General features: G+C 55.7%; 17 protein-coding genes and 3 tRNA genes. 11 read left to right on the top strand and 9 right to left on the bottom strand.

The window, feature by feature from the left end:
- Positions 1-165 precede the first annotated feature (165 nt).
- Entirely contained in the window at positions 166-1,161 is a 996-nt protein-coding gene (locus ACIGCM_RS18215) for an outer membrane protein assembly factor BamD (protein WP_397503468.1), read from the bottom strand.
- Positions 1,162-1,309: 148 nt separating this feature from the next.
- On the opposite strand from ACIGCM_RS18215, the gene rluD reads away from it, so the two are divergent.
- The 3 genes from rluD to clpB all read left to right on the top strand — a co-directional run bounded on the left by rluD (position 1,310) and on the right by clpB (position 5,792).
- Positions 1,310-2,284, top strand: coding sequence for a 23S rRNA pseudouridine(1911/1915/1917) synthase RluD (gene rluD / locus ACIGCM_RS18220; protein WP_397503469.1), 975 nt, complete (start codon positions 1,310-1,312; stop codon positions 2,282-2,284).
- On the top strand, positions 2,281-3,018 hold the full coding sequence (gene pgeF / locus ACIGCM_RS18225) for a peptidoglycan editing factor PgeF (RefSeq protein WP_397503470.1): 738 nt from the start codon (positions 2,281-2,283) through the stop codon (positions 3,016-3,018). Before rluD ends, pgeF begins: the two co-directional genes overlap by 4 nt.
- Before the next feature lie 209 nt (positions 3,019-3,227).
- Entirely contained in the window at positions 3,228-5,792 is a 2,565-nt protein-coding gene (gene clpB, locus ACIGCM_RS18230) for an ATP-dependent chaperone ClpB (RefSeq protein ID WP_397503471.1), read from the top strand.
- Between the two features lie 83 nt (positions 5,793-5,875).
- Here clpB and ACIGCM_RS18235 read toward each other — a convergent pair whose 3' ends face one another.
- On the bottom strand, positions 5,876-6,208 hold the full coding sequence (locus tag ACIGCM_RS18235) for a PilZ domain-containing protein (protein ID WP_397503472.1): 333 nt from the start codon (positions 6,206-6,208) through the stop codon (positions 5,876-5,878).
- A gap of 9 nt (positions 6,209-6,217) precedes the next feature.
- Positions 6,218-8,566, bottom strand: a complete 2,349-nt coding sequence (locus ACIGCM_RS18240) for a DUF1631 domain-containing protein (RefSeq protein ID WP_397503473.1) — start codon at positions 8,564-8,566, stop codon at positions 6,218-6,220.
- A 210-nt stretch (positions 8,567-8,776) separates the two neighbouring features.
- Between ACIGCM_RS18240 and ACIGCM_RS18245 the strand changes: the two genes are divergently transcribed.
- From ACIGCM_RS18245 to ACIGCM_RS18255, 3 genes are all read left to right on the top strand, one after another.
- A tRNA-Asn gene (locus ACIGCM_RS18245) sits at positions 8,777-8,852 on the top strand.
- A 12-nt stretch (positions 8,853-8,864) separates the two neighbouring features.
- Positions 8,865-8,941, top strand: a tRNA-Pro gene (locus tag ACIGCM_RS18250).
- 5 nt (positions 8,942-8,946) lie between these two features.
- Positions 8,947-9,022, top strand: a tRNA-Lys gene (locus tag ACIGCM_RS18255).
- Positions 9,023-9,143: 121 nt separating this feature from the next.
- Here ACIGCM_RS18255 and ACIGCM_RS18260 read toward each other — a convergent pair.
- Complete coding sequence (locus ACIGCM_RS18260; protein WP_397503474.1) at positions 9,144-9,563, bottom strand: MAPEG family protein; 420 nt, start codon at positions 9,561-9,563, stop codon at positions 9,144-9,146.
- Positions 9,564-9,743: 180 nt separating this feature from the next.
- On the opposite strand from ACIGCM_RS18260, the gene ACIGCM_RS18265 reads away from it, so the two are divergent.
- Complete coding sequence (locus tag ACIGCM_RS18265) at positions 9,744-10,154, top strand: DUF6515 family protein (protein ID WP_397503475.1); 411 nt, start codon at positions 9,744-9,746, stop codon at positions 10,152-10,154.
- Here ACIGCM_RS18265 and ACIGCM_RS18270 read toward each other — a convergent pair whose 3' ends face one another.
- Both ACIGCM_RS18270 and ACIGCM_RS18275 read right to left on the bottom strand, forming a co-directional pair.
- Positions 10,155-11,048, bottom strand: coding sequence for a cation diffusion facilitator family transporter (locus ACIGCM_RS18270; RefSeq protein WP_397503476.1), 894 nt, complete (start codon positions 11,046-11,048; stop codon positions 10,155-10,157). It lies immediately after the preceding gene.
- Between the two features lie 46 nt (positions 11,049-11,094).
- Positions 11,095-11,514 (bottom strand): polyribonucleotide nucleotidyltransferase, encoded by a 420-nt coding sequence (locus ACIGCM_RS18275; RefSeq protein ID WP_397503477.1) that lies wholly within the window; start codon positions 11,512-11,514, stop codon positions 11,095-11,097.
- A 140-nt stretch (positions 11,515-11,654) separates the two neighbouring features.
- Between ACIGCM_RS18275 and hrpB the strand changes: the two genes are divergently transcribed.
- Complete coding sequence (gene hrpB / locus ACIGCM_RS18280; protein ID WP_397503478.1) at positions 11,655-14,189, top strand: ATP-dependent helicase HrpB; 2,535 nt, start codon at positions 11,655-11,657, stop codon at positions 14,187-14,189.
- Between the two features lie 12 nt (positions 14,190-14,201).
- On the opposite strand, the gene ACIGCM_RS18285 is transcribed toward hrpB, so the two are convergent.
- Together ACIGCM_RS18285 and ACIGCM_RS18290 are read right to left on the bottom strand one after the other, a co-directional pair.
- The gene (locus tag ACIGCM_RS18285) at positions 14,202-15,200 is read right to left on the bottom strand and encodes an NAD(P)H-quinone oxidoreductase (protein ID WP_397503479.1); all 999 of its coding nucleotides are present in this window, start codon (positions 15,198-15,200) and stop codon (positions 14,202-14,204) included.
- A complete protein-coding gene (locus ACIGCM_RS18290; RefSeq protein ID WP_397503480.1) occupies positions 15,197-16,432 on the bottom strand; it encodes a YbfB/YjiJ family MFS transporter in 1,236 nt (411 codons plus the stop codon). The genes ACIGCM_RS18285 and ACIGCM_RS18290 overlap by 4 nt, the downstream gene beginning before the upstream one ends.
- A gap of 149 nt (positions 16,433-16,581) precedes the next feature.
- Here ACIGCM_RS18290 and ACIGCM_RS18295 point away from each other — a divergent pair, with 149 nt between their 5' ends.
- The 3 genes from ACIGCM_RS18295 (at position 16,582) to ACIGCM_RS18305 (ending at position 19,186) form a co-directional block, all read left to right on the top strand.
- Positions 16,582-17,457, top strand: a complete 876-nt coding sequence (locus tag ACIGCM_RS18295; protein ID WP_397503481.1) for a LysR family transcriptional regulator — start codon at positions 16,582-16,584, stop codon at positions 17,455-17,457.
- A gap of 128 nt (positions 17,458-17,585) precedes the next feature.
- Positions 17,586-18,434, top strand: coding sequence for an SDR family oxidoreductase (locus ACIGCM_RS18300; RefSeq protein ID WP_397503482.1), 849 nt, complete (start codon positions 17,586-17,588; stop codon positions 18,432-18,434).
- Entirely contained in the window at positions 18,431-19,186 is a 756-nt protein-coding gene (locus ACIGCM_RS18305) for a substrate-binding periplasmic protein (RefSeq protein ID WP_397503483.1), read from the top strand. Before ACIGCM_RS18300 ends, ACIGCM_RS18305 begins: the two co-directional genes overlap by 4 nt.
- A gap of 15 nt (positions 19,187-19,201) precedes the next feature.
- Here the strand turns inward: ACIGCM_RS18305 and ACIGCM_RS18310 are convergent, their stop codons facing one another.
- A complete protein-coding gene (locus ACIGCM_RS18310; protein ID WP_397503484.1) occupies positions 19,202-19,864 on the bottom strand; it encodes a YciC family protein in 663 nt (220 codons plus the stop codon).
- Between the last annotated feature and the right edge of the window lie 36 nt (positions 19,865-19,900).

Genomic DNA, 19,900 nt, shown 5'->3' on the forward strand with positions numbered 1-19,900 from the left:
GACTGGTTGAGGCCTTGTTTCGGCCATCATTTTGGTCACACAAATTGGATGATTTGCCCAAGCTTCGCGTTGACACACCTTACGAGGCTTCTATTGGCGCTGTCTGGTGCGCCATAAAAAAGGGAGGCCTAGTTGGCCTCCCTTTGAGTCATGCATCGCTTAAATTCAGTCGAACAAGCCGAAAGTCATGTAGCTGAACCATGAGCGGTCTTTGCCCTCGGCTTCATCAAGCTGTTGATCGACATCTTTGAGTTCATCAGGAATGTCGTCTTCAGCTTCTTCATACTGACGGATAACGTCTTGGCTGGCGCGAGTCTCACCCGGTGGTAGCGGGGTGTCGTTTTCGATCAGGCCCAGAGTGACTTTACTCAGCCAGGTGCGGTCGTCATCATCCTGACGCCGCGGCACGAACTTGCCATCTTCAAGGCTGGCGTTGTCTGGGTAGTTGAGTTTCAGGGTTTCTAAGCTGCTTTGTGCCAGCTCGTCGAGCGTCAGGTGCTGGTAGGACTCAACCATGACTGCCAGAGCGTCGCCAACTGCAGGGGTTTCCTGGAAGTTTTCCACCACATAGCGGCCACGGTTGGCAGCAGCCACGTAAGCCTGGCGGCTCATGTAGTAGTGCGCCACGTGAATTTCATAGGCTGCCAGCAGGTTGCGCAGGTAAATCATGCGCTGCTTAGCATCTGGCGAATAGCGGCTGTTTGGATAGCGGCTGGTCAGCTGTGCAAACTCATTGTAAGAGTCGCGTGCAGCGCCAGGGTCGCGCTTAGTCATGTCCAGCGGCAGAAAGCGTGCTAGCAGGCCGCGGTCTTGGTCAAAAGATGCTAAACCTTTCATGTAGTAGGCATAGTCAACGTTTGCGTGCTGTGGGTGCAGGCGAATAAAACGCTCAGCGGCAGAGCGCGCGGCTTCTGGCTCGGCATTTTTGTAGTAGGCGTAAATCAGCTCAAGTTGCGCTTGTTCAGCATAATTGCCAAACGGGTAGCGCGACTCCAGGCTCTTAAGTTTAGCCACCGCACTGGTGTAGCTATTATTGTCGAGATCCGTTTGTGCCTGCTGGTACAGCTCAGACTCGCTGAGGTTGTCATCCACAGTTTCATTGGATGAGCAGGCGGCGGTAACGGCGAGAATGGCGATCAGCAGCAGGTGTTTCACTTGCATGGCGGCTTGCGTCCCTGTGACGGCGGCTGTCTTGAACAAAGCCGTCCTGTTATGATGGGCGCCCCTGGCACTCCCGGGGGCAAAGACGCCGTATTTAACCACAAGCGCGTAGCTGAAACCAAAGGCTATGCCCCCGCCGTTGCAGAGCATGTCATCTATAAATAAGCAGTCCATACAATTAAGTGCCGAAGTACCGACCGATTTAGGCGGTCAGCGCCTCGACCAAATCGCCGCGCAACTCTTTGCGGAGCACTCGCGTTCGCGCCTGACTGCGTGGATTAAAGAGGGCTTGCTGACGGTCGATGGCAAGGTCATTCGCCCGCGCGATATCGTTCATGGCGGCGCCCAGCTTGAGCTTAATGCTGAGCAAGAGGCCCAAGGTGAATGGGTTGCACAGGACATCGCCTTGGATATCGTCTATGAAGACGACGATATTTTGGTCATCAACAAGCCTGCCGGTTTGGTGGTCCACCCAGCTGCCGGCCATGCCGATGGCACCTTGTTGAATGCTTTGTTGCACCATGTTCCAGATATCGTCAATGTGCCGCGTGCCGGTATTGTGCACCGTCTGGATAAAGACACCACGGGCTTGATGGTCGTGGCAAAAAATATTCAGGCGCAGACGCAATTGGTCGACCAATTGCAAAAACGTACCGTTAGTCGAATTTATGAGTGCGTGGTCATCGGGGTCATTACCGCTGGCGGCAAGATTGATGCGCCAATTGGCCGCAGCTCGTCTCAGCGTCAACGCATGACGGTGACCGATGGTGGTAAACAAGCTATCAGCCACTACCGCGTGCTTGAGCGATTCCGTTCGCATACCCATGCTCGGGTCAAGCTGGAAACCGGGCGTACCCACCAGATTCGTGTGCACATGAGCCATGTTGGCTTCCCGCTGATCGGTGATCCGGTCTATGCCGGGCGGTTCCGCATTCCTCCAGCGGCCAGTCCGACCTTGGTACAAAGCTTGAAAGAGTTTCCGCGCCAAGCCCTGCACGCGCGTTTTCTGGAGTTGGATCATCCCGTTACCGGCAAGCGCATGAAGTGGGAGTCGGCGCTGCCAGATGACCTGGTTTGGCTGCTGACCTTGCTGCGACAAGACCGCGAGGCGTTCATCGGGTGAAACGTGTTGCTCATGATTGGTTGATTCCTGACTGGCCCGCACCGGTGCGGGTCAATGCCTGTGTGACCACCCGCAGTGGCGGCATTAGCGCAGAGCCCTTCACCAGCCTTAATCTAGGGCTGCACGTGGATGATGACCCTGTTGCGGTGGCGAAAAACCGTCAACGGTTGATGAGCCAAGTGGGTTGTCAGCCTGCCTGGCTGAGCCAGGTTCACGGGGTTGTGGTGACTGAAGCCGATAACAGCCGTGTGGTTGAGGCTGATGCCAGCTGGACTGAAACCCCCGGTGTCGCCTGCGCGGTGATGACTGCGGATTGTCTGCCTGTGCTGTTTTGCGACCAGGCTGGCACTCGCGTTGCGGCGGCGCATGCCGGGTGGCGTGGCTTGGCCAGTGGCGTGCTTGAAGCGACGCTGGATGCACTGGCCTTGGAGCCGTCTGAAACCCTGGTGTGGCTGGGCCCGGCAATCGGCCCTGAAGCCTTTGAAGTTGGCCCGGAAGTCCGTGAAGCCTTTGTCAGTCAGCAGCCACAAGCGGCTGAAGCCTTTATTCCGAGTCGCAATGCCGGGCGTTTTATGGCTGATATTTATCAGCTGGCGCGCATTCGTTTGGCTGCACGAGGCGTAACTGCCGTTTATGGCGGCGGTTTTTGCACCTTCAGTGATCCGCGCTTCTATTCCTATCGCCAAGCTGCTCGAACCGGGCGTTTCGCCTCGATGGTCTGGCTGGCCGACTAAGGGTATTTGTCAGGCTGACTTGAAAAACAGCCTTGACAGCCTCATCTATTATCCATCTCAGCAGGTTAGTTAAAAAACTCCTCGAGCATTCCAGCCGTTGCGGAATGCTTGTGTGGTTGTCCGAGAGTGACTGAGCCCAGTTCAAGGGGGGTCAGTGCTCATCAGCGCAATTCATAGCGCGACCTGCTTTTTAAAGGAAGGATGACGCCATGCGAATAGACCGTTTAACCAGTAAGTTACAACTCGCATTGTCCGACGCCCAATCTTTGGCCGTCGGTCTTGACCATGCCTCAATCGAGCCGCTGCACTTGATGCAAGCCTTGCTCGAACAGCAGGGTGGCTCGATCAAACCGCTGCTCATGCAGGTTGGCTTTGACGTAAATAGTTTGCGTCAGGCGCTGAGCAAAGAGCTTGATCATCTCGGTAAAATTCAAAACCCAACCGGCGACGTAAACATGTCGCAGGACTTGGCGCGCCTGCTTAATCAGGCCGACCGCCTGTCGCAGCAGAAGGGCGATCAGTTCATCTCCAGTGAGCTGGTGCTGCTGGCGGCTTTGGATGACAACACCAAACTCGGCAAGTTATTGCTCGGCCAAGGCGTTAGCAAAAAAGCGCTGGAAAATGCCGTGAATAACCTGCGCGGTGGTGATGCAGTCAACGACCCTAATATCGAAGAGTCGCGTCAGGCGCTGGACAAGTACACCGTCGACCTGACCAAACGTGCCGAAGAGGGCAAACTTGACCCTGTAATCGGTCGTGACGATGAAATTCGCCGCACGATTCAAGTGCTGCAGCGCCGGACTAAAAACAATCCAGTGTTAATTGGCGAGCCGGGTGTGGGTAAAACCGCCATCGCCGAGGGTCTGGCCCAGCGGATCATCAACGGCGAAGTGCCTGATGGTCTAAAAGACAAGCGCCTGCTGTCGCTCGACATGGGCGCGCTGATTGCCGGTGCCAAGTTCCGTGGTGAGTTTGAGGAACGCCTGAAGGCCGTACTCAATGAACTCGCCAAGCAGGAAGGCCGGGTCATTCTGTTTATTGATGAGCTGCACACCATGGTCGGCGCGGGTAAAGCCGAGGGTGCGATGGATGCGGGCAATATGCTCAAGCCGTCCCTGGCCCGTGGTGAGTTGCACTGCGTGGGTGCGACCACACTCGATGAGTACCGCCAGTACATAGAGAAGGATGCTGCACTTGAGCGTCGCTTCCAAAAAGTGCTGGTTGATGAGCCTAGCGAAGAGGACACCATCGCAATTTTGCGTGGGTTGAAAGAGCGCTATGAGGTCCATCACCGTGTTGCGATTACCGACAGCGCAATTATCGCGGCGGCCAAGCTTAGCCATCGCTACATTACTGATCGGCAGTTGCCTGACAAGGCCATCGACCTGATCGACGAAGCGGCCAGCCGTATTCGTATGGAGATTGACTCCAAGCCAGAGGTGCTTGATCGCCTTGAGCGGCGTTTGATTCAACTTAAGGTTGAACGCGAAGCACTGAAGAAAGAAGACGATGAAGCAACACTCAAGCGCTTGGAAAAGCTAAAGGAAGACATTGTCCGTCTGGAACGCGAATACGCTGACCTGGAAGACATCTGGAAGTCGGAAAAAGCTGAGGTTCAGGGCTCTGCGCAAATTCAGCAGAAAATTGAACAGGCTCGCCAAGAGCTTGAGGCTGCTCGGCGCAAAAGTGATCTTGAAGCCATGGCCAAGCTGCAATACAGCGTGATTCCGGATCTGGAACGCAGTCTGCAAATGGTGGATCAGCACGGAAAAACAGAAAATCAGTTGTTGCGCAGCAAAGTGACTGAGGAAGAAATCGCCGAGGTGGTGTCGAAATGGACCGGTATTCCCGTTTCGAAAATGCTCGAAGGTGAGCGCGAAAAACTACTCAAAATGGAAGATCTGCTGCATCAGCGGGTGATCGGCCAAAATGAGGCAGTGGTTGCGGTTTCTAACGCAGTGCGCCGTTCGCGTGCGGGCTTGTCTGACCCGAACCGGCCAAGTGGCTCGTTCTTGTTCCTTGGCCCAACCGGGGTGGGGAAAACCGAGCTATGCAAGGCGCTGGCTGAGTTCTTGTTTGATACCGAGGATGCGTTGGTGCGCATTGATATGTCCGAGTTTATGGAGAAACACTCTGTTGCTCGCTTGATTGGTGCACCGCCGGGCTATGTGGGTTACGAGGAAGGCGGCTACCTGACGGAAGCTGTGCGGCGCAAACCCTACTCGGTGATCCTGCTCGACGAGGTTGAGAAGGCTCATCCAGATGTGTTCAACGTGCTGCTGCAAGTGCTGGAAGATGGTCGGCTGACAGATAGCCATGGCCGCACCGTGGATTTCAAAAACACGGTCGTGGTGATGACATCAAACCTGGGGTCTGCACAGATTCAGGAACTTGTCGGTGATCGCGAAGCGCAACACGCTGCGGTAATGGATGCTGTGACGACACATTTCCGTCCGGAATTCATCAACCGTATCGATGAAGTGGTGGTGTTTGAACCGCTGGCGCGTGATCAAATTGCCGGCATCGCTAAGATTCAATTGAGCCGCTTGCATGAGCGACTGGCTGAGCGTGAGCTGAGCCTTGAGTTGAGTGATGAGGCAATGGACAAGCTAATCGCTGTGGGTTACGACCCCGTGTACGGTGCGCGGCCGCTTAAGCGTGCAGTGCAGCGCTGGATCGAAAACCCGTTGGCGCAGTTGATTTTGTCAGGCAAATTTACGCCGGGTACCAAAGTCACCGGTACTGTTGTCGATGACCAAATCAGTTTTAGCTAATATGATGAGTTGACCTAAGCCCTGCATTTGCAGGGCTTTTTTGTAGGGTGGGTGACGCTTTTTTCACCCACCATTGTCACGCCTTACAAGCGCTTAAGTATGACTTCCAGAAGGGCTGCCTGGTCATCGGCGATATCAATAATATGGAAGCCCGCCCAGCAATGCTGGCCATCAGCGCCCGGGCGACTCCACAGACAATCGGCACCCAGTTGCACTTCGCCAATGCCATCAATCAATTGTTCACTGACGATACGGCACTCACTCACGGCGTCGGCCACCAATGGTGTGTCACTGAACAACATGAAGCCCTCGCTGGACAGATCTACGATCCGGCCAAGGCGTTGTCCTGAATGCAAGTCGAAGACTTCCAGCTGCAGTTCGGTGTTTAGCCGATTGTGCTGACGACGATCCTCCATGTGGGCTCCTTAGGTTGGTTCGGCTGCGCGCCCGGTAAAGCGCTGCAGCACACGATAAATTGAAGTCAAAGCGCGATCGACCAGTGGCGTGTTGCGCTCTATAGGGGCAATACGTGCGAGTCCTTGTTCCATTTCCCTGGCGAGAGTGGCCAGGGGTTTGATCGCAACGCGCTGTCCACTGTGATCCACAAACATGTAATTACGAGTTGTCGGGCTAAACCATGAGAGCTTAAGGCGTTGAGTTTTGCCGTCGGTGACAAACTCAAACCAGGTGTCGAAGTCGATATGACTGAGCTCTTTGGCTAACGCTTGGGCGCGCGACGACAGTGCGGAAACCGGTGTCGTTTGCCGGGTAAGTTCCGCATCTTCGCCGAGCATGGCACCCAGTTGGCTTTCCGGCAGCTGCGGGCTGAGCTTGGCGGCCACTTGCGGTTGATTGGCTTGCACGGCGTGCTGGCACGTTACCAAGTCCTGGAGCAGGCGGCGGATACCGTCCTCGTGATAACCACCCAGCAACTGTAATCCTTTGCTCAAGTCCTCAAGCATGGACACACGTATGCTTTGCAAGCGGCTTGCTTCTTCTTCATCAAGCCGTGTGCCGCTCCAAGCCAACTGCTCGGCAATTTCACATGAGCGCAACCATTCTGCGCTTGAGTCGCCATGACGCAGCAGTACAAAGACCAGGACGTCAGCCCACGTCAGCTCAAGAAAGTTGCGAATTATCGCCGGTGGCTGGCGGTTGTTCAGTGCTGCGTTGATGACCTCGACGGCTTGTTGGCGAGCACCGAGCAGCTTGTCGCGACCTTTGGCGGCTTCTACCGCGCGGCGTTCCCGTAGATCAACTTTGTGTTTGAAGGTTGCAGCAAACTCATTGAACTCTTCGAGAAGGTTGTCGAATAGCTGCAAATCGCCGGTGAAACCATGGATGACACGCTCCACGACCCAGTGCATTTTAGCCAATAGGCCACGCTCATCACCTTCGGTGCCATAAAGCACGCCCATCTGAGCCATGCTGTTAAGCAGCTTGCGAGCGGGGTGATGATGTTGGGTAAAGAGTGCTTTATCTTGCAGCGCCACTTTAAGGTAGGGCGTGTGCAGGTGTGACAACGCAGTTTTGCAATTGTCTGGCAGGTTGTCGTCATCAAGGATGAAATCAAACAGCATGCCGACCAGGTCGATAATGTCGGCCTCTTGGTCCGCAACCTTTTGTTGCCCGGGTGCCTTACTGTGCTCTTCGAGCTGGTTTTGCAGGTTTGCTTTCAGGCCGTCGACCTGCTGTGGCTGATGCAGGCGTTGGGCAAAATCATCTGCAGATTGGCGCTGCATTCGATTCAAGGCGTCGAGCAGCTCATTGGCGCTGTAAGTCCGCGTGGCTGTGGCAGGGGCGAAACTACTGATACTGCGCGTGCTGCCTTGCAGTGGAGTGTCTGGGCTGAACCTGCGATGTTCATTGAACAGTGAGGCCAGGCTGCTAAGCAGTGCCACAGGATCGCTCGGCACCGGTGCGTCTGCTGCGGGCGGTGGTCGATAGCCCTGTGCCACGCCCGACATATTCCAGCCGATGCCACTGGCATCTTGGGGGGCATGTTGATGGGGTGAGGCAGTATCTGCGCTTCGAGTGCCTTCAGCTTTACCCGCAGGGTTGGTGTTGCGCGGTGCTGTGTACTTCAAATTTGGCAGGATGTCGGCATCAATCAGAAGCTTGTTCAGCCCTTCATACACGCTGTCGAGGCTGTTCATTACATGCTGGTCAAACAATGTATAGAGGATGACTTTAATACGCATCGGGAAAGGGCAGGGCTGCAAGGCGTCACGAAACGCCGAGGCAATCATCTGTGGGCCGAAGGGGTTATTGTCCTCCATCAGTTTTACGCCGTTATTGAGCAGCGCCAAACGTTGCTCCAGGGCAAATAGCGGCTGAGCACAGCGCGCCTTGACCCGGTTGACCATATTGGTCACTTGCAGGCTTTCCTCATATTCTTCGTTCTGCAACAAGCTAAGCGTATCGGCCTTCATATCGCTAATTGCTTCAGCGGGCTTGAGTTTGCCATCAAGAAAATCGGAAAAATTTTGCGCTATCTTCTGATGGTAGGCGCGCTCAATTTGCGGGCGCTGCCTGCGTATCTCGCGCATATTGTCAAAAAATAGCGTTTGAACCTGATTGTTTTCAGCTTTTTCGGCGCACTCAAATAAGGCGTCGTCGACTTGGCCGAATACACCGATGAGGTGCTCTGCCAGCCGGTTCATTACCAATTGCCTGCAACTTTGCACCAAGTCGCCGAAGCGCGGTTGTATTCCGCGGCTGGCAAGCGTGTGTCCTGATGCGGAGTGAACCTTCGGTGGGCCTGGATTGCTCATGTACTTTCCTAGCAAAAGTGCTTCCAGCCATTGCATCCTGCGTCGGCTTTATTAATAGAAGATATAGCAGTCGCTGGCTGCCATGCAAAGCATTGTCATAAAAGCAAAAAAGGGGGTTGACAGTCCGGCCGTAAACCGTAAAATGGCGCGCCTCAGATACGGGAAAGGACTTAAGTCTAGACGCTTATTTGAGGCTTGAAGGTATGTAGTTCCGCGATAGCTCAGTCGGTAGAGCAAATGACTGTTAATCATTGGGTCCCAGGTTCGAGTCCTGGTCGCGGAGCCAAACTTTCAATATCGGGGTATAGCGCAGTCCGGTAGCGCGCCTGCTTTGGGAGCAGGATGTCGGGAGTTCGAATCCCCCTACCCCGACCATTTTTGGGTCGTTAGCTCAGTTGGTAGAGCAGTTGGCTTTTAACCAATTGGTCGTAGGTTCGAATCCCACACGACCCACCATTTTCGCTCTTGCTGTCGAGAAGAGTTGAATCTTAGAAGCAGAGTCAATCACTCTGTTTCAATTTAAAAAGCGCCTAACGGCGCTTTTTTTATACCTGAAATTTGTTACCCGCCTTAACGCTCAAAATAGCCCTGCTAGACGCAGCAGCCACCACACAGTGATTCCGATCTGCACGAGAAAGCCGGCAAAGCGCAGCCAAACAAACAAGGCTGAGGTGCTGAGCAGGTGCACGCAGCTTTGAAAGATTCGCGCCGCCAGCAACATACCGGCCAGCGGATCGGTGATGCTGGTTTGGCTGACCACCATTGCGTACAGCAGTACGGCGGCCATCAATGGGACGTTTTCAACGCAGTTGGCATGCGCGCGCACGAGGCGTTGGCCAAATGCCCCCGGCGTATTGCTGCCGTCTGGAGAGAAACCATTAACCGCCAGTCTGCCGCTGAGGACCAACAGGCCACGTTGGTTAACCATCAATATCAACAGAAACAGCGTCCAGGCAACCAGCCCGAGTAGCGCCACCGCGCTTGGCGATAGACTCATTAGTGTGTCCTCGAGGGAAATAGCATTGTTGTTATTAGGGTGGACGGCCAGCTTAAAATAATTAGAGTTTTTACTCTAGTGGTTGGCTGTTTCTTATTTACCGACTCTTTACTCAGCCTTGACCCCGCTTTGACCAGGCTTTAGCCATTCTAAAGACCAGACAAACAAAAGGTGATGGCGATGATCAAGCGATTTAAGTGGGTCGAAATTGGCGTGCTAGTTCTGCTGGGGCTTTCACCTCTGGTGCAGGCGTCTCCAAAGCACGAACCGTATCACCGCGATAAGCCGCCAGTGGTCAAGGTGGTAAAAGTTGAGAAGAGAGCGCCGGGTATGGCACGGCCGCCAGCGGCGCATCAGCGCGTTCGCTACAACCATGGTGATTATTATGTTGCCAATGGGCGTTGGTACAAGCCCGCAGCAGGCCGCTATGTGCAGGTTGCACCGCCATACGGGGTGACGGTCAGGCAGTTGCCACGTGGTGCGCGTCAAGTTTGGGTGCATGGCGTGAAATATCACCAGGCTGCGGGCAGCTATTACCAGTGGCATGGCAAACAAGGTTATTACCAGGTCGTGCGCATACCACGCGGTTAATTACGGCTGCGCCGTGGGCGCTACTTCAAGCGGGTCGGCGTGCACCAGCACTTCGGCTCGTGGGTATTCTTTGCGGATTGCATCTTCAACCTGCTCGCACAGCGCATGGGCTGCAGCAAGGCTCAGATGGCCGGGCAATTCGGCGTGCAACTGAACAAACCAGCGGGTGCCGGAAATCCGTGTGCGCAGATCGTGCGCTCCCAGCACCCCAGGAACAGCGCAGGCCAGGGCATGCATGTGCTCACTCACGTCGGGCGAGAGCTCTTTGTCCATCAATACCGCACCGGCTTCGCGGGCAATGCTGATTGCACTCCAAAGAATGTAGAACGCAATGCCAATGGCGAAAATCGCATCAACCTGCAGCCAGCCAAAGCTGGCCAGTAATAACGCCAGCAAGATGCTGCTGTTAAGCATCAAGTCCGACCGGTAGTGCAGTGAGTCGGCATGAATGGCGGTTGATCCGGTGACTTTCACAACATGGCGCTGAAACATCAGCAGCGCGAGGGTCACGGCTAAAGACAGAATCATCACCGCGATGCCCAAGCCTTCACCCGTCAATGGCTCTGGGTTGAGAAAGCGTTCAAACCCTTGTACTCCGACCAATACTGCACTGGCACCAATAAACAACGCTTGGCCCAATCCAGCGAGGGCTTCGGCTTTGCCGTGGCCGTAGCGGTGATCATCATCGGCAGGGCGCAGCGAATAATGCACGGCAATCAGATTGAGCAGCGAGGCTGCGCCGTCGAGGAGGGAGTCAGTCAGACCGGCAAGCAGGCTGACCGAACCGCTCAGCCACCACGCAATCGCTTTGGCCAGTGCGAGCGACAAAGCCACAACCAATGCGGCAGTAGATGCCCGGCGCATCAGTCGAGCATGCTGTGGCAATACACTCATAAATACCTATCAGGTATGACGTAATGGACGGTGTAATGGCTTCAGGTTATGCAGCTGGACGCAGGCCGTAGGCGGCCAGTTGTTGCAGATCACCTCGGTGTTCAATCACTCGCGGGTCATCCAGCGGCAGGTTATTGCCAGTTTGCTGCATGATCAAGGCTTTAAGTTTGGCGCGATCGACCTGACCTTGGCTGTCGACCAGATTCTTCAAATCCTGAGGGTCAACCTGAGCGGTTCGGCCGCCGGGCAGATAAATAGCCCCTGTGGCGAAATCGACACCCAGGGCGATCAAGCCCGGCAGCACGTAAAACAGAATGCCGATGGCATCCAGCGCAACAATTACCGGGTCGACATGGCCTTCAATCTGGCCGCGACGATCAGGATAGAACAGCGTGCCGCAAGCGCTCAATTGAGTGAGTAAACTGGCGCTAAGTACACAGCCAAGGAGGCGAGTTGAGGAACGCATTTAAGTTCTCCTGATGAGTGGGGGCGCAACTATAGCAAGGCGTTAGCCGTATTGCTGAGTGTTTAAACAGTGCCTTCAATAATGACTGTACAAGGCTCAATCAGTTCGCCGGTATAATCATCTGCTGCACTGGAGAACGCATGAATTCGCTGCCGATAGACCACCTCTTACCCGCACTTTGCGATGCCCTGATTGCGCGCAATGAAGCTGTGCTTGAAGCGCCCCCGGGGGCAGGTAAAACCACACGGGTGCCTTTGGCATTACTTGATCAGCCTTGGCTGGCGGGGCAGCGCATCATCATGCTTGAGCCGCGCAGGCTAGCCGCGCAAGCTGCTGCGCAGAGACTGGCAAGCGAGTTGGGCGAGAAGGTTGGCGAAACTGTCGGCTATCGCATTCGTCTGGACAGCAAAGTCGGCCCTAAAACCCGGATTGAAGTGGTCACTGAAGGGATTCTCGCCCGGCGCTTGCAGGATGATCCGGCGTTGGAAGGCGTTGGCCTGGTGATCTTCGATGAATTCCATGAGCGTAGTCTAGACGCTGACCTAGCCTTGGCATTGACCCTCAATGGCCGGGCAATGTTTCGTGGGCCAGACTCCGCTGAGCCAGCGTTGAAAGTCTTGTTGATGTCGGCAACGCTTGAAGGCCCGCGGCTTGCACAGTTGCTCGATGATGCGCCGGTTCTGACCAGCGAAGGGCGTATGTTCCCGGTTGATATCCGCTGGGGCCAGCCGCAGCAACCGGGCGAGTGGCTTGAGCCTAAAGTTGTGCAAACAGTGCTTCAGGCGCTGGCGGATGAGTCGGGTAGTTTGCTGATATTTTTGCCCGGTCAGGCTGAGATTCGCCGGGTGAATGAGCAGTTGGCCGACGCCTTGTCTGATCGCGCTGATGTGCTCTTGTGTCCGCTGCACGGTGAGCTTGAATTGAGTGCCCAACGAGCAGCCATTGAGCCTGCACCGCAAGGCAAGCGCAAAGTGGTCTTGGCAACCAATATCGCTGAAACCAGTTTGACCATCGACGGTGTGCGCGTGGTCGTTGATGCCGGTCTGGCGCGAGTGCCAAGGTTTGATCCGGGCAGCGCCATGACACGCTTGGACACCCAGCGCATTTCGCGCGCTTCAGCCACCCAGCGTGCTGGACGTGCGGGCCGTTTGCAGCCCGGTGTTTGCTATCGGCTGTGGTCGCAGTCTCAGCATGATCAGCTGCCTGCTTACAGTGGCGCAGAAATTTTGCAGGCTGATCTTGCCGGGTTGGCCCTTCAATTAGCGCGCTGGGGCGTCACTCCCGATGAACTGGCTTGGCTTGATCCACCCCCGGTGGCGGCTTTCACTCAGGCTCAAGATCTACTTCGGCGTCTGGGCGCGCTGGATGAGCGCGGTATCCTAACGGCGCACGGTCAGGCGATGGCCGAGTTGCCTAGCCACCCGCGTATCGCGCATTTGTTATTGCGCGGCCAAGCGCTGGGTCTGGCCAGTCTGGCTTGTGATCTGGCGGCGCTATTGGGTGAGCGCGATATATTGCGCGGCGCTGGCGCGGATATGCACAGCCGTATCGCGCTGATGGCGGGCGAAAGCAGGGCCGCGCGCGGTGGCCAAGGTGCGGTACAGCGCGCCAAACAACTGTCCCGCCAGTTTATGGGTTACCTCAAACGCCATGCAGCCAGCACGGCGGTGGACAACCCAGAGCATCCGCAGTGGTTGGGTGCGCTGCTGGCCTGCGCCTACCCGGACCGTATTGCCTGCCAGCGCCGCGCCGGTGGGGCAGAATATCGCTTGGCCAATGGTCGCGCAGCTTTGTTCAGCGAAGCCGATGGGTTGATGAAGCATCAATGGCTGGTGGTGGCTGATTTAGGCAGTCGTCAGGGCCAGCGTGAAGAGCGCATCTACTTGGCAGCTGATTTGGACCCTGCCTTGTTTGAGGGTGCCTTAGCTGAGATGGTTAGCAGCGCGGATGTGCTTGATTGGGATGAGCGCGAGGGCGTGTTGCGCGCTGAGCGTCAGCGCAAGGTTGGCGAACTGGTGTTGTCACGCCAAGCGTTGCCGGACCTGGATGAACAAACGCGGATCAATGCGTTGGTGGGGCTGGTGCGGCGTAAAGGCTTGGAGCTGCTGCCGTGGAAACCTGAGCACCGGCAATGGCAAGCACGGGTTAATCTGCTGCGCAATTTGGATCTGCAAGGGCAGGGCAGCAGCGAGTGGCCGGATGTCTCAGATAAGGCCTTGCTGGCCAGCCTTGAACAATGGTTGGCACCCTACCTGGGCAAGGTTAACCGGCTCAGCCATTTCGCCACGCTTGATTTGCATGGCATGCTGCAAAGCCTGTTGGCCTGGCCGTTGCCGCAACGCCTTGATGAACTGGCACCTAAGACCCTCGAAGTACCGTCGGGCTCGCGCATTGGCCTTGATTACTCAGAGCATCCGCCGGTGTTGGCGGTGCGCTTGCAAGAGTTGTTCGGTTTGGCGCAAACCCCTCGGTTGGCCGGCGGGCGACAAGAAATCAAACTGCACCTGCTGTCACCTGCACGCAGGCCGGTACAGGTTACGCAAGACTTGGCGAGCTTTTGGGCAAACACCTACCTTGAAGTGAAAAAAGACCTCAAGGGGCGTTACCCAAAACACTATTGGCCAGACAACCCGCTAATCGCAGAGCCCACGGCGCGGGCTAAGCCGCGCAAATGAATGTGGCAACGCTCAATCCACCGTCAGCACAATCTTGCCGATGTGGTCGCCGTCTTCCATGCGCTGATGGGCCTTGGCTGCGTCGGTGAATGGGTAGACTTTATCGATGATCGGCGCGCAGCGCCCGGCAGATAACGCGGGCCAGACCTGTTCGCGTAGCTGCTTTGCGATCTCGGCTTTTTCATCGCCAGTGCGCGGGCGCAATAATGATCCGGTGACGACTGCACGCTTGCCCAGAATCGCCATCAGGTTGGCGTCTTTGGCTTTGCCGCCGCCGAGGAAGCCAATCATCACCAGGCGACCATCCATCGCCAGTGCGCTGATATTATCGTTGAAGTAAGAACCGCCCATGATGTCGAGAATGACATTGACGCCTTGGTCGTCAGTTTTCTGCATAACCACCTGAGCAAAGTCTTGCTCGCGGTAGTTGATTGGCTCTGCGCCGAGCTTGCGAATCGCCTCGCATTTTTCCTCACTGCCGGCGGTGGCGAATGCTTCGATGCCGAATTCACGGCAAAGCATTAATGCCGTGGTGCCAATGCCGCTGGTGCCACCGTGAATCAACACGCGCTGGCCTTTTGCAGCCGCGCCAAGTTCAAATACATTGGCCCACACCGTGAAGAAGGTCTCTGGAATCGCCGCCGCATGCACCCAATCCAGTCCGTCAGGTATCGGCAAGGTTTGTCCGGCTGGCGCGACACAGTATTGTGCATAGCCGCCGCCATTGGTTAGCGCGCAGACTTTATCGCCAAGCTTGAAGCTGCTGACGCCGTCGCCAAGGGCCACAACTTCGCCGGCAACTTCCAGGCCGGGGTAGGGACTCATCCCAGGCTTCATTGGGTATTTGCCTGCTCGCTGGATCACATCGGGGCGATTCACTCCGGCAGCGTGGACACGGATCAGTAGTTCGCCTGCGCCTGGGGTTGGTACTGCGGTTTGTTTAGGCTGTAAAACCTCAGGTCCGCCGGGTTCAGTGATTTCAATCAGGGTCATTTGTGTAGGAAGCGTCATAAGGGAGTTCCTGTGCAGCAAGGTTGGGTCGTATGTTGTTTGCGACTGATGAAAGCCATGATGGGTTCCAATATAAGTGCGATGACTATAGCTGCGCAGGCGATCAGGAACATCAGCGCATGCTGGCCGCCACTGGCATTGAAGATGGCCGAGTAGGCAAAGCCGGCAAGTGCCTGAAAGGTGGCAAATGAAACTGTGGCGCGACTCCAGGTGATTTGCTGTTGCTGGTGGTCACCGACCAGCTCATGAATTCGCGCTAAGGCCAGAGGCACTATGCCCGGCGGGAACGAGCCAAGAATTACTGCCAGTGCAGCAAGTGCGGCGAACGAACTGGAAACCGACAACAGAATCAGGGTGATTGCCTGTACCGCTAACACCAGACGAATACTTAGGCTGGCACCGAGCTTGTCTGCCAGAAAGCCGTAGGTCACAGGGCCGATAATTGCGCCTAGGCCGTACATGATCCAGATCAGCGCGCCAACATGAGCGCCTTCTCCCATGCCACGGGCCACGTAGTCGACCAAAAACACCATTGCTGGGACAAGCCCGGCAGCCATGAGTGCGTATTGGGCAAACAACAGGTAGACGCGGCGGTCAACACGTTGTCCTGCTGACTCATGGGGCTCCGCGATTGCGATGGACGGGCTGTTTGCGGGCCAGGCGAGCCAACTGATAGCTGTCAGCAACAGCGCCAGTGCGCCCAGACCGAACCAGGTGTTTTGCAAGCCAAGGCTCAACAATGGTGGTACCAGTGTGCCCGAGCAGGCAATGCCGATACCGGCCCCGAGAAAAATTGCGCCGCTGGCCAAGCCTTTGCGGGAGGCCGGAACCTGAGGCAGGATCGTCGCGGCGACCAATACCATAATCGCACCGCCAGCAATCCCTGAAAGCAGGCGCCAGCCGAAGAACCAACTGATCGATAAGGGCAAGCCACAGGCAAAGAATGAGAAAGCCACCGTCAGCATCATCAAGCGCAACGCATGGTTGTTGCCCACTAGCTTGGCCAGTGGTCGTCCGGCCAAGGCCCCCATCAGGTAGCCAACCAGATTGGCGGCGCTGAGGTAAATCACATCACTGGCGCTAAACCAGTGTGCCTCAATCAAAGGCGGGATCAGTGGGGTGTAGGCAAAGCGCGCTAAGCCAATGCCAACAAGGCTGGCACAGAGTCCGGCAAAAATCGGCAGCCATATCGCACTGCGCTGACTGGCAGTGGTGGGCGATGAGCTCGTCATATGAAATATCCTGAAAGGTTTTCCTGAGGCCAAGGATAACCAGGATTTATGATGCAATAATGCTGCAATTTCACTCGGCTATAATGCATATTTGCATTTGCGCTCAACTTAAGTTGAGCAGGCGGCTCGGGCGTCAAACTGGAGTGCATATGAATTGGGATGATGCGCGGGTGTTTCTGGCGGTATGCCGTGAGTCGACGTTGCGTGGTGCAGCCAGGGTCTTGGGGGTTGATCAAGCGACTGTGGGTCGCCGCCTCAACACATTGGAACATGCGTTAGGCGCAACGCTATTTTTGCGCACCTCCGAGGGTTATGTGCTGACCACCGTCGGCGAGGCTGCGTTGCAGTCGGTAGAGAACATGGAGCGCGCCGCTCTGGAGTTGGAGCGTCAGGCCCTTGGGCTTGATGATCGATTGGTTGGCAATGTTAAGGTCAGTACTACCGATTCCCTGGCCATCGACTTCTTGATCCCGGCGATTGCGCGTGTGCACGAGCTTCATCCCGGTGTGCAGATCCAGCTGGATGCGTCATCTCAATTGATAAGCCTGTCTAAGCGTCAGGCCGATATTGCCGTGCGTAACATGCGCCCAGAAAACCCCGACCTTATTGCCAGACGCATCGCGCGTTGGCCGGTCGGGCTGTTTGCGTCCCAGGCCTATGTGGCACGCAATGGTTTACCGGTGCAAGGCAGTGCGTTTGATGGCCATGACTTGGTGGTCTACGGGCCTTATTTGCAAAGAAATAAGAACCTGACCTTGGTTTCTGAACCACTGACCCGTGGGCGGATTGTTTGCAACGTCAGCTCAAGTTATCTGATGCGTCGTTCCGTTGTTGCCGGCATTGGTTTAGGCGAACTGCCGGTGATCCAAGGGGAGATGGATGGTCTGGTCAGGGTTTGGCCCGAGCTGACTCGACCGCACCCTCATGAGGTGTGGTTGGTGACGCATGCTGACCTGCGGCATACCGCCAGGGTTCGGGCTGTGATTGACGAGATAGTCGCAGTTTTTGCACCTGGTAATGTTTGACTAATGCATGCCTCTAATCGATTTAAGGCTTTGCGCTACTATTGAGTAATGGCGGTCGCATGGCGGCAGTTGCAGAATCGGGCTTAACCCGTTTATCGCACTAACACTACAACTAATAAGGGCGTTCAATGCACCGCAAGGTATTCGCCAGCAAAGTGTTCGACCGCAAAGTCGTGCTCATTACCGGTGGTTGCGCCGGTATAGGCCGCGCCATCGCGATGCGAGCGGCACAAGGTGGCGCGCGACTGGTGATTCTTGACCTGCAGCAAGAGTCGCTCGACAGTCTGATTCAGCACCTTGAAGATCACCACAATGTTGAGGCATTGGGCCTGTGTTGCGATGTCGCCGATGCTCAAGCGGTCGAGCATGCTGTGGCGCTTGCGGTGGAGCGCTTTGGCGGTATCGATGTGTTGGTCAATAACGCCGGTGTGACCCACCGCAGCAACTTTGCCGACACCGAGCTTGGCGTTTTCCAGCGAGTGATGGCCGTCAACTATTTTGGCGCTGTGCACTGCACCAAAGCGGCGTTGCCGAGCTTGATTGCTCGCGGTGGGCAAATCATCGTACTCAGTTCATTGTCTGGTTTTGCGCCATTGCTGTACCGCAGTGCCTATAACGCCAGCAAACATGCTCTGCATGGTTTGTTCGAGACCTTGCGTTCTGAGCTCAAAGGTTCGGGCGTCAATGTGATGTTGGTTTGCCCTGGTTTTACCGCGACAGATCTACGAAAAAACGCCTTGGTTGGCGACGGCTCAGTAGCAGCGCAGCCACCCTTGACGATAGGCAAGGTCGCCTCCGCGCAAGATGTTGCTGAAGCGATTTACCAAGGTGCGTTAAAGCGTAAGCGGTTATTGGTGTTGTCCAACGTCAACTGGCGCGCTCGGCTGTTGGCGCGTTTCTTTCCACGTTTGTTTGAACGGGTGTTATTGCCGCGTTTGTCCGGATTAAAGCCCCGGCGTTCGGAGGCGGGGCAGTGAAGGTGGCCTGGCTGGTGATTGCGCTGTTGCTGAGCTTTCAGGCTGCAGCTGAGTCGCTATCGCTCAAGGTCATGACCGATGTCTGGCCACCGTTTCGGATGCTGACTAACAACGGCAAGCTGTATGGCTTGGATATAGATTTGCTGCATGAAGTGGAGCAGCGCAGCGGTTACAGGTTAGTCGTCGAGCGCGCACCTTGGGCAAGGGGGTTGGCAGCGTTGCAGTCAGGTCGGGCGGACATGATGGCCGGATTGGCGAAAACCCCAGAGCGTGAGCGCTATATCAATTACTTAGAACCGGCTTATATGGCGTGTGCACCGCGTATTTACGTGGCACCTGATTCAGCGCCATTGTTGACGACTTACCAGCAGCTTGCCGGTTTACGCATCGGTTATGTGCTCGATTCAGCCTATTTTGAACCCTTCGACAGCGATAAAAGCCTTAATAAAGTCGCAGTGAATAATGAGTCGCAGCTTTTGGGAATGCTGGCCCGTGGGCGCATTCAGGCTTTTGTCGGCACTGATTGTCAGGTTGACCACGAACTGCGTGATCCCAGCAAGGCCAAGCTCATCGCCAAAGCCGCCTACAAGCCCGCGAGTCATACTAAGTTGTATCTGGGGTTCAGCCGGGTTGGCGATCATGCTGCTGCGGTAGAACGCATCACCCAAGTGTTGCAGCAACTGCGTGCGGAAGGTTGGATAAAGCACCGCGCTCAATACTATGGCCTAGAGTCGTCAGGCCTCTTCGAGTAACCCTAAGACGGCAGATTAACCCTCGGCAGGCTGCTGTTTATGCAGCATAAACATCCGAAATAGCACGACGCTGGCAAACAGTTGCAAGAAGTTATCGGCGCTATTGAGCAGTACCTCGGTGAGCACCCCCACGTTATCGCCTTGAGTGGATTGTAACCAGCCACTAAGCAGCCATAACGGCACCATCACGATCAGTACGCAGGCCGCAATGTGCCAGAAGTAGCCGCGGGTCATCTCGAAGCTTTCATGCAGGGCTTTGATCGGGCTAAGGCCGCGCAATACCAATAGGTATTCAGCAAAGGCCAGCTTGATCATGAACCACAAGCCGGGAATGATAAACAGCGAAGCGCCGAGGGCAATGACCAGCGTACTGATGGCGGTGAGCAGGGCAAAGGTTGGCCACATGCGCAGGCTGGCAGCGAGCAAATTACGAACCTGAGGCGATTCATTTCGGCTGCGCGCATCGAGAAACAAAATCAAGGCGCCGGTATACAGCGGATAAAACAGCAGGCCGAGCATGACGCCATAAACCATCTCGTTTTCAGGCCCCGCGATATCGCTGATCCACTGATGGATAAACGCCTCAAGCAGAATCAGTGGCAGGCACAGTTTGGCGATGCTCAGCAGGTTCGTGCTAAAGAAAAACCAGGAATCGCGCAGAATCGCAGGGATATTCATCGTTGTCTTAATCACGTGTTAAAGGGTCGCTAAAAG

It is taken from the genome of Pseudomonas sp. NPDC078700 (assembly GCF_044542375.1).
GTDB lineage: Bacteria > Pseudomonadota > Gammaproteobacteria > Pseudomonadales > Pseudomonadaceae > Aquipseudomonas.